Annotated in this window: 15 protein-coding genes, 1 tRNA gene and 1 pseudogene; 9 read left to right on the top strand and 8 right to left on the bottom strand. The window is 69.2% G+C overall.

The features are described 5' to 3' along the window. The first annotated feature begins 2 nt into the window (after positions 1-2). The gene (locus ACZ6ZN_RS22000) at positions 3-1,430 is read left to right on the top strand and encodes an FG-GAP repeat domain-containing protein (protein WP_469648625.1); all 1,428 of its coding nucleotides are present in this window, start codon (positions 3-5) and stop codon (positions 1,428-1,430) included. An 83-nt stretch (positions 1,431-1,513) separates the two neighbouring features. Then, entirely contained in the window at positions 1,514-2,566 is a 1,053-nt protein-coding gene (locus ACZ6ZN_RS21995; RefSeq protein ID WP_469648623.1) for a Yip1 family protein, read from the top strand. A gap of 72 nt (positions 2,567-2,638) precedes the next feature. Here the strand turns inward: ACZ6ZN_RS21995 and ACZ6ZN_RS21990 are convergent, their stop codons facing one another. Continuing rightward, positions 2,639-3,136 carry a phosphoribosyltransferase gene (locus ACZ6ZN_RS21990; RefSeq protein ID WP_398109029.1) on the bottom strand — a complete coding sequence of 166 codons (498 nt, stop codon included), beginning with the start codon at positions 3,134-3,136 and terminating at the stop codon, positions 2,639-2,641. 52 nt (positions 3,137-3,188) lie between these two features. Continuing rightward, positions 3,189-3,764 carry a dCTP deaminase gene (dcd, locus tag ACZ6ZN_RS21985; RefSeq protein ID WP_469648619.1) on the bottom strand — a complete coding sequence of 192 codons (576 nt, stop codon included), beginning with the start codon at positions 3,762-3,764 and terminating at the stop codon, positions 3,189-3,191. A gap of 545 nt (positions 3,765-4,309) precedes the next feature. Here dcd and ACZ6ZN_RS21980 point away from each other — a divergent pair. Beyond that, positions 4,310-4,383 (top strand) — tRNA-Gly (locus ACZ6ZN_RS21980). A 79-nt stretch (positions 4,384-4,462) separates the two neighbouring features. On the opposite strand, the pseudogene ACZ6ZN_RS21975 reads toward ACZ6ZN_RS21980, so the two are convergent. Further along, positions 4,463-4,960, bottom strand: a pseudogene (locus tag ACZ6ZN_RS21975) (tyrosine-type recombinase/integrase); the annotation flags it as partial. Between the two features lie 264 nt (positions 4,961-5,224). Here ACZ6ZN_RS21975 and ACZ6ZN_RS21970 point away from each other — a divergent pair. Beyond that, positions 5,225-5,446 (top strand): hypothetical protein, encoded by a 222-nt coding sequence (locus tag ACZ6ZN_RS21970; protein WP_451875842.1) that lies wholly within the window; start codon positions 5,225-5,227, stop codon positions 5,444-5,446. A 197-nt stretch (positions 5,447-5,643) separates the two neighbouring features. Next, the gene (locus ACZ6ZN_RS21965) at positions 5,644-6,690 is read left to right on the top strand and encodes a DUF1152 domain-containing protein (protein WP_469648616.1); all 1,047 of its coding nucleotides are present in this window, start codon (positions 5,644-5,646) and stop codon (positions 6,688-6,690) included. Positions 6,691-6,951: 261 nt separating this feature from the next. On the opposite strand, the gene ACZ6ZN_RS21960 is transcribed toward ACZ6ZN_RS21965, so the two are convergent. Together ACZ6ZN_RS21960 and ACZ6ZN_RS21955 are read right to left on the bottom strand one after the other, a co-directional pair. Further along, entirely contained in the window at positions 6,952-7,194 is a 243-nt protein-coding gene (locus tag ACZ6ZN_RS21960; RefSeq protein WP_469648613.1) for a hypothetical protein, read from the bottom strand. Positions 7,195-7,298: 104 nt separating this feature from the next. Further along, a complete protein-coding gene (locus tag ACZ6ZN_RS21955) occupies positions 7,299-7,628 on the bottom strand; it encodes a hypothetical protein (RefSeq protein WP_469648611.1) in 330 nt (109 codons plus the stop codon). Between the two features lie 1,385 nt (positions 7,629-9,013). Here ACZ6ZN_RS21955 and ACZ6ZN_RS21950 point away from each other — a divergent pair. Further along, positions 9,014-9,400, top strand: coding sequence for a hypothetical protein (locus ACZ6ZN_RS21950; RefSeq protein ID WP_469648609.1), 387 nt, complete (start codon positions 9,014-9,016; stop codon positions 9,398-9,400). A gap of 210 nt (positions 9,401-9,610) precedes the next feature. On the opposite strand, the gene ACZ6ZN_RS21945 is transcribed toward ACZ6ZN_RS21950, so the two are convergent. Further along, entirely contained in the window at positions 9,611-10,195 is a 585-nt protein-coding gene (locus ACZ6ZN_RS21945; protein WP_469648607.1) for a hypothetical protein, read from the bottom strand. Positions 10,196-10,397: 202 nt separating this feature from the next. Here ACZ6ZN_RS21945 and ACZ6ZN_RS21940 point away from each other — a divergent pair, with 202 nt between their 5' ends. From ACZ6ZN_RS21940 to ACZ6ZN_RS21930, 3 genes are all read left to right on the top strand, one after another. Then, positions 10,398-13,424, top strand: coding sequence for an FG-GAP repeat domain-containing protein (locus ACZ6ZN_RS21940; protein ID WP_469648604.1), 3,027 nt, complete (start codon positions 10,398-10,400; stop codon positions 13,422-13,424). Positions 13,425-13,586: 162 nt separating this feature from the next. Continuing rightward, on the top strand, positions 13,587-14,003 hold the full coding sequence (locus tag ACZ6ZN_RS21935; RefSeq protein ID WP_469648602.1) for a hypothetical protein: 417 nt from the start codon (positions 13,587-13,589) through the stop codon (positions 14,001-14,003). A gap of 44 nt (positions 14,004-14,047) precedes the next feature. Then, positions 14,048-14,635 (top strand): hypothetical protein, encoded by a 588-nt coding sequence (locus ACZ6ZN_RS21930; protein WP_469648599.1) that lies wholly within the window; start codon positions 14,048-14,050, stop codon positions 14,633-14,635. A gap of 71 nt (positions 14,636-14,706) precedes the next feature. On the opposite strand, the gene ACZ6ZN_RS21925 is transcribed toward ACZ6ZN_RS21930, so the two are convergent. Further along, positions 14,707-14,931, bottom strand: coding sequence for a hypothetical protein (locus tag ACZ6ZN_RS21925; protein ID WP_469648597.1), 225 nt, complete (start codon positions 14,929-14,931; stop codon positions 14,707-14,709). A 44-nt stretch (positions 14,932-14,975) separates the two neighbouring features. Next, positions 14,976-15,209: a hypothetical protein gene (locus ACZ6ZN_RS21920; protein WP_469648595.1), complete on the bottom strand. Its 234-nt coding sequence runs from the start codon at positions 15,207-15,209 to the stop codon at positions 14,976-14,978. Positions 15,210-15,216 lie beyond the last annotated feature (7 nt).

Genomic DNA, 15,216 nt, shown 5'->3' with positions numbered 1-15,216 from the left:
GCATGCGCAGGCACACAGCAGCCGCCCTGGCCGCCACCCTGCTGGCGGCCGGGCTCACCCCGGCGCTCCTCGCCGGACCGGCCTCCGCCGCACCCGCCAAGTACGCCGACGACTTCAACGGCGACGGCTTCCGCGACCTGGCCACCGCCGCCCCCTACGCCCCCGTCGGCGGCAGGACCGACGCCGGTGCCGTGGTCGTCACCTACGGGTCGGCGAACGGCATCAGCGCCGCCCGGCGCACCGTCCTCACCCAGAACACCACCGGCATCCCCGGCACCGCCGAGCAGGGCGACCGCTTCGGCAAGGCCCTCGCCTCCGGTGACCTGAACGCCGACGGCTACGCCGACCTCGTCATCGGCAGCACCGGCGAGGACGTCGGCTCGGACACGGACGGCGGCTCCGTCACCGTCGTCTGGGGCGGCAAGAACGGCCTGTCCGGCGGCAGAACCGTCCCCGACCCGGCCGTGGCGGCCCACGACGAGTACGGCATGTCCCTGGCCGTCGGCGACTTCGACGGCGACCACCGCCCCGACCTCGCGACCGGCAGCACCGGCAGCGACGTCTGGATCCACCGCGCCTTCACCAAGACCTCGGGCTCCACGGCCCGCGACGAGCTCGCCACCGGCCTCCAGCCCGGCAACAGCATCCGCGGCGCCCAGCACCTCGCCGCCGGGGACGTCGACGGCGACGGCACGGACGACCTGGTCGCCACCGGCAGCAGGGCGTCCACGTACGAGGACGGCAGCTTCGTCTACCTGGGCGGCGCCTCCGGCCTCACCGAGCAGACGTTCCTGGTCAGCGGCGGCTGGGAGGTCGCCGCGGTCGGCGACCTGGACAAGGACGGCTTCGCCGACGTGGTCACCGCGTCCTACGGCGGTGACGGCCGCAGCCTCGGCGGCTCGGTCAGCGTCTGGCCCGGCAGCGCCGACGGCGTCCACAGCCGCCCGCAGACCACGATCAACCAGGCCACCGCCGGGGTCCCGGGCGCCGACGAGGAGGACGACTGGTTCGGCAACGACCTCTCCATCGCCGACGTGAACGGCGACGGCTACGGCGACCTGGCCGTCGGCACGATCCACGAGACCGTCGGCTCGGCGAAGATCGCCGGCAGCGTCACGGTGCTGCGCGGCTCGGCCACCGGCCTGACCGGCACCGGCGCCCGGTCGTTCACGCAGAACACCGAGGGCGTCCCCGGCACCGCCGAGTCCGCCGACCGCTTCGGCTCCGCCGTCCGCCTGTCCGACCTCACCGGCGACGGCAAGGCCGACCTGTCGATCGGCTCCGACGGCGAGAATCACCCCTCCGGCGCGATCTACAGCCTGCGCGGATCCGCGTCGGGCATCACCACGAAGAACGCGGTCAGCTTCGGCCCCGGCTCCTTCGGGATGTCCACGACCGGCTACCTGAGGCTCGGCCAGGACATGCTCTAGCCCACACCGGCGGGCGCCGGGCGACCCCCGTACGGCGGAACCCCGACGCCCCACCGACGCCCAAGGCCCCTGCCCCTTAAGGGATGTCACAGCTCGGCCGCAAAGCCGGGCCCGGAACCCCGGGCCCGGCACGCCACCGCGCGGGACCAGGTACGTTCGAAGACGTGGCTGGATTCAGGATCGGACGCGGCCGTAACAACGGCGCTCCTCAGACGCGACCGCACAACCCTCCGTACGGGCAGCAGACGCCGCAGGGGCCGTCCTACGGCTACCCGCAGGCGCCGCAGCCGTACCCGCAGCAGCCTCCGTACGGCGGCGGCAGCGGCGGCGGCCCGGGCTGGCCGCAGCCGAACGCCGGCCACGGCGGACACGGCGGCGGTCACGGCGGGCACGGCGGCGGTTACGGCGGGCAGGGCGGCGGCGAGCCGGAGTACTTCGGCGACGGCGCGTACCCGCCCGGCCCCCAGGGCCCGCAGGACCCGTACGCGGCCAACAACCCGGGCCACACCCAGGCCTTCTCCGTCGGAGAGGACCCCTACACCCAGGGCGACACCTACCGCGCCGGCTCCGCGGCCCCGCCGCCCGGCCCGGTCGGCCCGCGCCTGCACTGGAAGGCCCTGCTGAAGGGGATCCTCCTCGCCCCGAACCAGACCTTCCTGCAGATGCGGGACTACGCCATGTGGGGCCCGGCCCTCATCGTGACGTTCCTCTACGGCCTGCTCGCGGTCTTCGGCTTCGACGGCGCCCGCGAGGACGCGATCAACGCGACCCTGTCGAACGCCATCCCCATCGTGCTGACGACGGCCGTCGCGATGGTGCTCAGCGCCTTCGTCCTGGGCGTGGTCACCCACACCCTGGCCCGCCAGCTCGGCGGCGACGGGGCCTGGCAGCCCACGGTCGGCCTGTCCATGCTGATCATGTCCCTCACGGACGCGCCGCGCCTGGTCTTCGCGATGTTCGCCGGCGGCGACGCGACGTTCGTGCAGCTGCTGGGCTGGGCCACCTGGGTCGCGGGCGGCCTGCTGCTCACGCTCATGGTCGGCCGCTCCCACGACCTGCCCTGGCCGAAGGCGCTCGGCGCGTCGGCGATCCAGCTGATCGCCCTGCTGTCGATCGTCAAGCTGGGCACGGTCTGAGACACCCGCACACACGGGAAGGGGCTCCCGAGGGGAGCCCCTTCCCGCGTCTCGTACCGCCCCGCGCTCGGCTCAGGCGTCGAGCACCTGCCCGTCCCGCCGCACGACGGGCGGCTCGACGGACCACGGGAAGTTGATCCACTCGTCGGTGCGCTTCCAGACGTACTCGCACTTCACCAGCGACTGCGACTTCTCGTAGACCACGGCGCTGCGCACCTCGGCGACGGTGTCGAGGCAAAAGTCGCGCACCAGCTTGAGCGTCTTGCCGGTGTCGGCAACGTCGTCGGTGATCAGCACCTTCTTCTGCGAGAAGTCGATCACGTTCGGCACGGGCGCCAGCATGACCGGCATCTCCAGGGTGGTGCCGACGCCCGTGTAGAACTCCACGTTGACCAGGTGGATGTTCTTGCAGTCCAGGGCGTAGGCGAGCCCGCCGGCCACGAAGACGCCGCCGCGGGCGATGCTGAGCACGACGTCGGGTTCGTAGCCGTCGTCGGCGATGGTCTGCGCCAGCTCGCGCACGGCGACGCCGAACTTCTCGTAGGTCAGGTTCTCGCGTACGTCACTCATGCCGGTATCCCCTCGCCCGTCCTCTTGCCAGCGTCGCTCATCACCGGTCGGCTCACACCTGGGTCCGGTGGAAGTTCTGGAACGACCGGGAGGCGGTCGGCCCCCGCTGCCCCTGGTACCGCGACCCGTACCGCTCGCTGCCGTACGGGAAGTCGGCGGGCGAGGTCAGCCGGAACATGCACAGCTGCCCGATCTTCATGCCCGGCCAGAGCTTGATGGGCAGGGTGGCGAGGTTGGACAGCTCGAGGGTGACGTGCCCGCTGAAGCCCGGGTCGATGAAGCCGGCGGTGGAGTGCGTCACGAGGCCCAGCCGGCCGAGCGAGCTCTTGCCCTCCAGCCGGGAGGCCAGGTCGTCGGGCAGGGTGATGACCTCGTAGGTGCTGGCGAGGACGAACTCGCCGGGGTGCAGGATGAACGGCTCGTCCCCCTCCGGCTCCACGAGCCGGGTCAGATCGGCCTGCTCGATGGCCGGGTCGATGTGGGGGTGGCGGTGGTTCTCGAACACCCGGAAGTAGCGGTCCAGCCGCACATCGATGCTCGACGGCTGCACCATCGCGTCGTCATACGGATCGATACGCACCCGCCCGGCGTCGATCTCGGCCCGGATGTCCTTGTCTGAGAGAAGCACGCCCCGAGGATACGCAAGGCGCGCGGAGCGCCCGCAACCGGACGACTCCACGCGCCTGTGTACTGCTGTATGCTGGCGTATGCCTGCTTTGTCCGCTACGCCTGCGCTCCGCCGGGTTACTGCTTCTGCAGGGTCACCGGCACGACGCTCCGAAGCCGCGCACAACGCGGGCACCGGAGCAGCCGGCCGGGGCCGAGTCGCTCGGCCTTTTGCATCGGGAACGAAGCGGTGCTGAACACGTGCCCATCGGCACAACGGACGACGGTGCGCTCCATCAAGTCCAAGAGTCCCTTCCCCAAGAGCCGCGTCGGGCTGCTGCTCACCTGACGACAAAAGCCACAGTACGGGATCAAAGGGACGGCCCTCCAGGCGGCACTCCGGTGCCGTCGGGGGCCTCTTCGACCGCACCACCGTACGCTCCAACTCGGTTCCCCCGCAGCCGCATCCCATGCCTGAAACGGCCTCAGGCCCCACGGCATCAACACCGGGGGCCTGACATGAGGTAAAGTGGCGATCGCTCGGACACCGACCCGTCGGCGTCTTACGCGGGTGTAGTTTAATGGTAGAACATCAGCTTCCCAAGCTGAGAGCGCGAGTTCGATTCTCGTCACCCGCTCCACTCCGAACCCCCAGGTCATCGACCCGGGGGTTCTTTGTTGTCTATCCCGGTGAGCCGGTCGCGCACCACAACCGCACCATCAGCCCTCTGCAGCCTCTTCGCTGTGGTGCGCGGGGTCATCCTTGCGGCACTTCGCACGCTCGGCGCGCACCAGGTCATCGAGCCCGGCCGCCACCTCCCGCTGCTGCTCCTCGTCGGAATGCTGAAAGATCAGCGCGGCCTTCTCGGAGGACTGCCCGGCACGCCCCATGGTGTCCTTGAGGGTGGCGCCGGAGCGGGTCGACCGGGTGTGCCCGGTATGGCGGAGATCGTAGAAGCGGAAGCCGTCCGCGAGGCCGGCGACCGCGCGAGCACGGCGCCACTTCCGACCGAAGGAGGTGCGCCGGAAGGGTGCGCCCTTCCCCCCCACGAATAACAGGCCTTCGGGTCCCTTCTCCGCGTACCAAGACAGGTGCCGTTTCACTCCCTTGTGCAGGAAGGCCGGGAGGACGACCGTGCGGACGCCCGCGTCGGACTTGGTCTCCCCGGGGGCGCGTCTGCCGTTCGTCCTCTCGGGCTCGACCACGCGGACGCGGATGTGGTCAGCGAGCGGCCCTGGAGCCCCGAGCGCACCATGGAGTTCAGCAGCAAGGGAGGGCGCGAAATGAGTAAGAAGAACCGCGCTCCAGAACCACAGTCATGGAGCCCTCGTACTCCACAGCGAGCAGCACCACCGCCGGGCACCTGGCCGGGACCTCCTCAAGGATCACCCCCAAGTCAGCCCCCATATCAGGGCAGTACGGCACCCCCACCTAGGAAGCGGCACCGTGTCTTCCTGTGGGTCTTCCTCGCAGTGCAGCTCTTGTTCCTCGCCTGGGTCATATGGGGCGCCACGAACGCCAGCGGCACGCCCGAAGAATGCCGCGGCCTAACGGGAGACGATCTGGACCTGTGCAACGCCGCGAACGACGTCGGCACCACGATCGGCGTCGGCCTGGTGATCGGGCTCTGGGTAGCCGCGGACTTCATCCTGGCCCTGACATACGTGATCTACCGGCTTGCCAGCCGCCAACCTCGCAGCTGAGGCCCGTTCTCCCGTTAGCTGAGGCGGTAGGTGTCTTCCAGTTTCTGCCGGTCAGCAGGAAGCAGCACGTCAGAAACCCGAAATGCCTGCCCTGACGCGTCGCACGCGATGACCAGGACGCTCAGCACGGGCACACGTCCGGCAGGCCCAAGAGCCCTGCTTCATCTGTCTCAGGGAGCCGAGCTGAGACCCGTTCCGTGACATGGTCGAACCGGATCTTCTTCCTCGCCTCCAGGTGCTCGCGCCTCACGTACGCGTGGGACCGCCTCCTGATCGACCCGGTACCGGGCCCCCGAGGACCAGACAACTTCACCGGCCTCCAGCCCCTCACCCCAGCAGTCTGGGCAGTGCCGGCCGAAGCCCGCCCCATCGCTCCGGCAGGTTCGACTCTCCCCCGACTCGCAGCAGAAGTCCTGCACACGTTCGCGCTGATCGACCCGCGCTACGGGGTCGAAGGCGTCACCCGCCAACTCGAAGAACTGGTGGACCACTTCTCACCAGAGTCGATCGACCTGCTGGACGTGGGCGGCGACATCCTCGCCCGCGGCGATGAGCCAACGCTGAAGAGCCCGCTTGCCGACGCCCTCACCCTCGCCTCGTGTTGTCAGGTGAATGCAACCCGGGGCCCCCTGGTGGCGGGTCCCGGCCTCGATGGCGAGCTCCCTCTCGACGAACTGCGCGACCTGCTCGGCCCGCTCCTCCACACCCTCACAGCGAAGGACGTCGAGTCGATCAGCTCAGTCCTGGAGTGGCACCCGTCCGAGGCAACCGGGATGCTCGCGGCGACAGCCCGAGGCGTACACGGCACCTGCGAAATGCGAGACGCCGCCCTCCCGGTCCCCCTCACCGACGAAGGCCCGACGGTCCATGAAGTCGACCTGGACGAGGCGCTCACCCGCAACCAGTTGGCCCGCGCCATCCTGACCACCGCCACCCTGGACGAGGTCGAGGCACACAGCCGCGAAATCTGCGGCTACTCGGAAATCGACTACGAGCGCAACAAGACTGCATGGCTCAAGGACCAGCCACCGGCACAGCTCGACCCGAAGGCCGTACTGTCCCAGCTCGACCAGTTCGAAGCCGAGGCCCACAACCGCGGAGTCACCCACATGACCTTCCGACGCATCACAGAAGCCCTGAACCTCAACGGTTCCTTGCGCGAGGACCTACGCCAGCTGCTCATCAACAGCCGTCCACAGCAGTACGACGCTCCCTTGTGGCGCATCACAGCCACCACTGAGTAACAACCTTCTTCACGGGTTTCAAGGCGGCTCGCTCCGCTCACCGCGCGCAGCAGTCAGCCGCCTGAGGCCAGAGAAGAGGTACGTCGCGGCCGGGGCGGTCGGCTCCACGGCTTTAGGCAGCCACTTTGGCGCGAGCCTCGAAGATCATGGCCCCAACGTCGTGCTTTACCGGGCAGGTCCGCAGACTGCCCGACGCGCCGCAAGCTTACGGGGCCATGATCACTCGCCCCAAAGCGGCTCCGCCGACCTTTGTGGATACACCTATGGGATGAGCGATTGCGCTTCCTTGAATTCATCGGCTTGCAGATAGTAGTCATTCCACACTTCAACAGACAACTTCTTGCAAACGAGGATGACTTGAGTTACTAGGTCTTCAACGGAAGGCGCCGGGTGATCGCCCTCAATCTTCGATAGCTCAAGCAATACCGGCTCAACATATTGCTCGACCTCCTGCAGGAAATCTCTGAGATCGCCAATGGTTTGCATCCCTTGCGAAGAAGCCAAGCGGACTAGGTCGGTCCGATCAATCGATGCTGATGCAGCCCCACGGCACGTTGCCCGACGTGGGCTGAGTCGGTGATCGAACTCCTAAAGCGGTGCTCTCCGCGTCAAAGCGAGGCTGTGAAGCCGGCGGACTGGTCGAGGTGCAACGCAGAACCCGGAGCCGTCGGAATCCATCCCTGACGCAGGGCAACTCGCACAGTCGCGGCAACGTGGGACGGCAACACGGGCTCAGCCTCGCGGCCGATCCAGTTACTCGGATGGGGATGGTCGGTGGTGACCACGAGCGTCATGCCCGGGGCGTCCGCATGCTCGACCGCGAACGTGCACGGCGACCAGGCCAGGCCCTGGAGGTACGTCGGTCTGTCTCGCAGCCGCCAGCGGTAGGCCGTGCCGTCGACAACGATCCGCCGTGATCGCTTGCGGACCAGTGTCATGACTCCCCCTCCAGCAGCGAAGATGCTAGCGAGCCTAGCCCCGTCGGCCGTCTCAGTTTCCGTCTCATTAGCGTCGTTCGCGGACGTTCGGACGGCACCGACGCCCGCAACCGCTCCGGCGACCAGTCGACCGTGCACGCAGGTGAACGGCCCTGGACGCGGCCCCGCGAGGCACCAACACAGTTGGAAAGCGGGCATCTGCTCGCGCAGAGGGGGTGCACGGTCGGCTCTGGCAGGTCATCCGCTGGCCATCGACGAAGCCCGACCGTCGGTTAGGTCCCGGACGACTCTCCGGGCCGCCCCCAGACAGGCCGGGGATGCAACCATTCCTTACAGAGCTGGAACCCCCGGAAGCCGACCGCGCGCTTGAGACCATAGGCGCAAGCACTGACAACCGACTCGCCAGCGATCGACCGTCGAGCGGTGAGTGTCTAACTGCGTGACAACGCCGGCGAACATTGGCGGACGAGCGCGAACGTCCACGGATCATCAGCGCAGGTGAGAGGCACATCAGCCTAAGGCAGCGCCCCCGCCCAAGTTGCTTCGGGACGAAGAGGTCGCGTGTACAGTCCGGCGGGCGTCAGGGGTGAGAAGTCGGCGACGGCTCTCCATTGCCCTGCCACCCTGGACACCGCATCCTCGGCGTATGCCGGTCTCTCCTGATACTCGCGATCTGTGTCGGTCCGTCTTCGCTCCGGACGTGGTGGAGTTGGCCGTTATGGCTCTGAGGACCTACACCGGGCCAGATGAGACGTGGGTTCATCAGGCCGCCACCAGGCTCAGCGAAGGAGAGCTTCACCGCTTGGCCCGCTGGTTACACGAGGCTGAGCGAAACCCGGACACCTTCCGCTGGTACGCCAGTGAGCCCACCGACGTGTCACCTGAGACACACCGGTTCGCCGTTGAGTTCACAAACGCGCTAATGGACAAGGGCGTCCCCAAGCCGCCAGGACTGCGGTGAGCACCGTGCCAGACCCGTGCCAGATAGCGCGGGGAGCCACGGGGAACAGCGGTCACTCACCGAGCACGTCGCCATGTCGTGACGCCGCTGGGCAGCAGGTCAGCGTGCCGATCGAGTGCGGAGGACCCAAGCTTCCCAAGCTGAGAGCGCGAGTTCGATTCTCGTCACCCGCTCCACGAAGAAGGCCCAGGTCAGAGACCTGGGTCGTTTTGCTTTCTCCTGTGACCCGAGCATTCCGGATGGTGGCGCCGGAACGTGGAACGGGTGTGCCCGGTGACCCTGGTGAACCCTCAGTCGATGGTCCGGGAAAAGACCTGCCGCAACCGTGCCAGGTGTACGGGGGCCCTCGGGGCACAGCTAGGACCAGGAGGTCGTCCGATCAGTCCCTGCAGTCGCCTCGCCCCAGGTCATGGACGATGACCGCATGCGCTACTTCAACGGCACAGGATGGCTCGCCATATTCACTGGCACCGAGACGATGATCGGCCGGACCGTGCACGTGGACGACTGGGACGAGACGACCGGCGTGGCCCTCGTGGTTGATCCCAAGCGCGGTGCCCGCCGGCCGGTCACGGACTACCCGGACTTCTCCCACCTTGAGCAAGCCGACCAGGTGGTCGCCGCCATCCCCGGAGGAGGCTGGCGCGCGCACTGGGAGGACCAAGGCCCCGACAACGGTCCCCTGACCGAACAGGTGCTGGCATGGCTCGTCACAGCCAAGGGGCGAGCTACCCCGATCACCGTCGACGCCCACGGTCACGTGGACGACGCCGAGAGCGCGGATCGCCTCATCCCACCTGGGGAGGAGTGAAGCGCCTCCACTGCGCGACCGTCTCAGTCCCCGGCTCGTTCAGCCCCGTTCACGGTCGTTCGTCCGGGACCGCTCACCGAGTTCGCCTCACGGGTCAGCCGTCCACGAACGCAGGTGGACGCCCGTGTAGCGCTTCCTCGCCTTCACCAGCCTCGCGTGCACCCTCGTCTGCTTCCGCCGACTCAGGTCTGGGAGAGGCCGCTCGAGCGCTCAGGTGTTGGCAGCGCCGTAGTGGAGGGCGCCGCCCAAGGGCAGCAAGTAGCCAACGCCCCGCTCCTGCGGCATCTGCCCTGCCAGCGCTTCGGCGTCCGCGCAGCCGGAGACCTCGAACCCGACAACCCCCAGGCTGAAGGCAGCTCTGCTGAACGTCTCCCTGCCGATGGCAGCCAGCCAGCCGTCCATCACGTCGGATCGGAAGAAGGGCCGGCCGTCCCAGTAGGCAATGCCGGCGGCGTCCAGCGCACCCACCGGGATGTAGAAGTCCAGCCAGTCGCTGCTGTCATCGCCGCCACGGATGGCCACACAACCACACACGGCCAGCTGGTTCGTCGGAAGACGGACCTGACCATAGAGGTGGCCGTACTCGGTCAGAGAGCTGACTGTGCACGGCACCGGGTCCTGCTCCTCAGGCTCGAGGTCGCTCCGCCCGAAGCACCCCTGGATGCCTGCCGCAGCCCACAGGGCAGTCAGCACATCCTGCACGCGTGCATCATCGGTCGCCCCGACCTCGATGGCCAGCTCATAGAAGCCGCCGGACCAGTTGGCCGGGTTTCGGAAAGCAGCAGGAGACGTCATGACGTGATCATGCGTCGACGTCCAGTCCAGAGCCACATCCGTACACGGGCCGCCGACCACCCGGTTCGGCGTGATCATTCCGCGTCGGCCGGTGCTACGATCCGCCCACTTGTTCGGGGGATTCGGGGGGATGGGGCCCTCCGTCAGGGAGGGGAAGCAAGTGGCTCGTCATGCCTTCACGCGTGGCTCTCTTGTCATGCTCATGGGGCTGGCGCTCTCCGTGTCCGCCGTGCCGCTGGTGGCACCCGCGCACGCAGAGCCCGCAACCGCGACCGAGATCGTCGTTCCGGCCACCATGCGCACCACTCCGCGCACGGCGTCTTTGCAGAGCGCCGGGGCCTCCGGCTTTCTCGAGTACCGCTCCACCGCCGAAGCTCACGGCCTCTGGTGGACCGGTTACGACGGCAGCCGAAAGCCGGTCGAAGGCGGTGAGCGACTCGAGCCGCGCACCGCGGGTGTGTACGGCACCGCCTCGGACGTCGTCGCCCTGCGTTCCTCCCAGGGCAGTGGTGGGCAGGTCCTGCTGCGGGACATGCGCACCGGTACGACGGAGACCGTGGCCATCCCGGCGGGCCAGAACTACCTGCAGACGTACGGACGTACGGTCCTGACCAGCACGTCGACAGACGGGGAACGCACTCGGCTGTTCCTGCTGCGCGACGAGAACGGCAGCACGGTGCAGAAGCCTGTCACCGGACTCCCGGCCGGGGCGGTCTTCCCCTTCTCCCCCAGGGGTTCCGCCTCCGGGATTCTCGTCAACTACTTCGACCCCGACCGGCACCTCCAGTACGCCTGGGTGGACGCGGAGACCGGTGCCGCCACGAGCCTGTCACCGCTGGTGGCGGGCGTGGACACGGTGGTGGGATCCGACCATCTGATCAGCTGGTACAGCTCGTCCGAGGTGCGGGTGTACGCCCAGGGCGCCTTCGACGAGCCCACGCACGAGGTCGCGTTCCCCCGCACCTCGTCGAACAAGATCCTCGGCGTCGTCGGTGACGCGCTCGTCGTCGCGCGGCGCGACGCCTCCTCCGTCTGGAGCGTGTCGGCGCTGCCCTTCGACGGCTCCGCGGAACTGCCCCTGTTCCAGCAGGCCGATCCCACCGTCGTCGTGTCCCCCGACGGCGGCCTGGTCCTCACCGGGGGAGCGTCGGCTCGGGACTACGGGATCGCCAAGATCGAGGCGGGCCCCGACGGTCTGCCCCGGACCCACCGGATCGTGGACCTTCCGCCCGTGCCCCTCGGGATCGAGTCGCTCGACCTCAGTGGTGGTGAGCTGATGACCTACGAGTCCGGTGACGGGGCGACGCACCTGTACAGCCGCTCGCTGATCACAGGGGAGGCTCTGACGGCGGGCACCCGCACGGACCGGGGAAGGACCTCGCGGTGCGGGACCGCAAGCGGGGACTACGGAAGCTGTCCCGAGCTCATGGGAACGGGTGACGGCCGGGCCGTCCTGGCGAACACGGCCGGGGAGGTGTCCGTCCTGGACCGGGGACAGCCCCTTCCCGGCACCCTGGTGGCCTCCGGTCTGCAGGACACCGACGGCCTCGTGGACGTGGCGGGCCGGTACGCGGCCTGGCACGGGCCCACCTCCACGGGTGAAGGCCTGACAGTCGCGGACCTGGACACCCGGAAGGTCGTGCTCACCCGTACGGGTACGGCCGGCGTGGGCCCCTTCGCCCTGTGGGGACCGGCACTGTGGGCAGCGGCGCCGGACGGCACCGTCACGGGGACCGAGGTCCGTTCGGGAAGCACGATCACGTCGTTCCGGGTGGTCGGCGGCGACTGCCGGGCCGACGGCCTCCAGGCGGTGGGGCGCTGGGTGTACTGGTCCGGCTCGTGCACTTCTGCGCAAGGCAGCGAGCACAAGGCCTACGTCTACGACACCCGCAGGAAGGCGCTCATCGCCGTGCCCGCCGACCGGAAGACGCGCCTGGGCGACGGCTTCCTGATCACGGGCGGCCCCGCATCCGGGGAGCTGACTCTCACGGACGTCACGAGCGGCTCCGCGGTGAACCGGACGCTGGCGGCCAAGGCCGGGAAGTGGGACGTCGATCCGTACACCGGCCTGGTCGGCTACGTGAACCCGGCCACCCTGGACATCCACGTCCTCCGCAGCGGCGTCCCCACGACGGACCTCGCGGTCCTGGGAGCGAGGACGGAAGCCTCGGTCAGCGTGGTGGACTCGTCGTCCTCGTGGGACGGCACCTGGTGGCTCTCGAAGCCGGCCGCGTCGTGGACCTTGGTGCTCAGGAACAAGGCGACCGGGGCCACCGTGCGGACACTGTCCGGGAGCGCCGCGCAGGACGCGGTCCGTGCGTCCTGGAACGGCAGGACGTCGACGGGCGCGTATGCGCCGAACGGCACGTACGGCTGGACGCTGACAGTGGCCCCGGCCGACCAGCGCGGTGCGTCGGCGACCGCGTCCGGCACGCTGAAGCTGACCGGTGGTGCCGCGGTGAGGCGCGACCATGTCGGCTCCGACGGCGTCGGTGACCTGCTCACACTCAACTCCCAGGGTGGACTCACCTTCCATCGGGGCGACGGCACCGGGAAGTTCTCGACGAAGACGTCGGCGTCCGGATGGCCTGCCTCGACCACGGTGGTGCCGTTCGGGGACCTGAACGGTGACCGCTGCAACGATGTGCTCGTGCGGGTCAGCGGTGGTGCGCTGCGGGCGTACCGCCCGGGGTGCGGCAAAGCCCTGACGACCTCCACGCCGTACACCGCCCTGGGGACGACGGGCTGGGACCGGTACAACGTGCTGACCTCGCCGGGGGACGTCACCGGTGACGGGCGGGCGGACCTGATCGCCCGCCAGGCGTCCACCGGCGACGTCTACCTGTACAAGGCCACGAGCAGCGGGAAGCTCTCGGCACGGGTGAAGATCTTCTCCAAGTGGTCCGGGTACAAGAAGATCGTCGGCGTCGGCGACCTCGACGGTGACGGACGCGGTGACCTGCTGGCGCAGGACACTTCGAACGAGCTGTGGCGGTACACGGGCACGGCGACCGGCGGCTTCAAGGCGCGGGTCAAGGTGGCCGACGACTGGGGTGCCTCCTACAACGTCGTGGTGGGCGCCGGCGACATCACGGGGGACGGGAAGGCGGACCTCGTCTGCCGCGACACCTCCGGCAGGCTCTGGCGCAACAACGGCAAGGGCGACGGCTCCTTCGGTTCCCGCACCGGGATCGCCACGGGGTGGCAGGGTTACAAGGCCCTGTACTGACCGGCCGTGACGCGTGACGGCGACACCCGCACCCGGCTGCCACGGCACGGCGGTGCGCAGCTGCTCCGGAGGGTGGCGGTGAGGGGAGGAGATGTGGGCGCGAGAACTGATCACACCTCAGGGGCGAGGGTCCGGCGGGCCGCGCTGAGGCACATCGGTGCCATGCATCTGAGTGGCGTCGTCCTGCTGCTCACCTTTCTCCTGCCGCCGCTGTGGATGCTGGACGCCGGTTACGCGGGCTCGGGCAGTAGCTCTACCGGCGATGCTCCCTTTGTTCTGCTTCTCGCCGTGCCGGTCGCGTGCGTGGGTCTTCACGTGTTCGTGCAGGTGCCGGCCGGGCTCGTCGGCGCGTGGTGGGGCAGGGACCGCTCGGCGTTCGTCCGGTACGGCTGCGCCGTCCTGGTGGCGGGCGCCCTCGGTCTGCTCGCGTTGTGGAGCCTCGGGTGGGGTTCCTGGAGCAGCCTGGTGCCGGCGTGGGCCGACGCCATGGTGCGGGTCTCGCTCGGTCTGGCCGTGTACACGTGGGCCGTGCGAGTGCGGCCCGCATCGGTGCGGCGCGGGCGGCTGTCGAAGCGCTAGCTTGGAGCCTTCTTGCGGGTCTTCGTGCGAGGAAGGCAGGGTGCGTGGGCGGGAGTTGGGCCGGGCTGGTCGTCGCCGTCGTCGGTGTGGTGGGCACCCTGGGGGCCGCGCTGCTGACGCAGAACCGTGCCGATCGCACCAAGCGGCTGGAGTTGCAGGCCGCCGCCGAGCAGCGGCGTGAGGAACGGCAGCACGCCGAGGCGCTGTTGCGGGCCGAGCAGGCCCAGGTACGGCAGCGCGAGAGCCTCGACCTGCGGCGGCGGTGTTACATCGAGCTGAACACCGCGTCCCGGCAGTTCCTGACCACCATGAACAACTATCTGCACGCCCTTCGGCGCGACGGCGATGCCGACGCCGCGCTGGCGGAGTTGGAAGCCAGTCGGGCGGCCTACCGGGACCGCTACTCGGAGGCGCAGATGATCGCGCCGCAGCCCGTACTGCACGCTTGCGGTGTCGCCAAGCGTCGGCTGAACGCCGCGTACGGGAAGATCAAGCAGCAGGCGCCCGCCCTGTCCGGGTCGGCGGCCGGGCTCCAGGCTCTCGAGGACGAACTGCATCAGCAGGTCTGGCCCTGCGTGGGGGCACAGAAGGACGCCATGCGTGCCGACCTCGGTGTCGACGACTCCCCTTAGCCGGCACACCGTCTCCTGCCGAGTAACCCCCTGGGACACCGACCGCTCCCGGCGTCCGTAGAAAGGCGGGCTCAGTCCGTCGGGTCCGGGCCCCAGATGTCCGGGCCCGTGCCGCGCCAGTCGATCCACGGGGCCCGCGCCACGTCCGACGGCTCCACGTCCAGGCCCGCCCGGCGGAGGAACTCCGCCACGTCGGCCAGGTTGTGGGCGAGGCCGAGGATCTCGCCGTCCACGCGCACGCGCCGGCCCCCGGAGGGTGACGGGGGGTGCACGATCACCCGGATCGGTCCGGCCATGTCTTCAGGATCGTCCGCGGTGTGGTCACCCGCATGCCGGCGCGTCATCCGGCGACCCGGCCGGACGTGTCCCCGGCCCGGTGGGCCAGCTCGCGCAGTTCCCACCAGGCGGCGGGGCTCGGGCGCCGCTGCCGCCAGTAGGGGTGGAAGAACGCCCGGACCGAGAGGCGGTGCAGGCGCCGGCGCAGTTCTGTGCGGCCGGGGCGGTCGGCGAGCTGACGGTAGGTGGCGCTCCACTCCCGCTGCACTCGGACGAGGTCGTCGGGAAACGTTCGCATGCTTCGA

The organism is Streptomyces sp. NPDC053665 (assembly GCF_055585285.1).
This window is presented reverse-complemented; position numbering and strand designations above follow the sequence as displayed.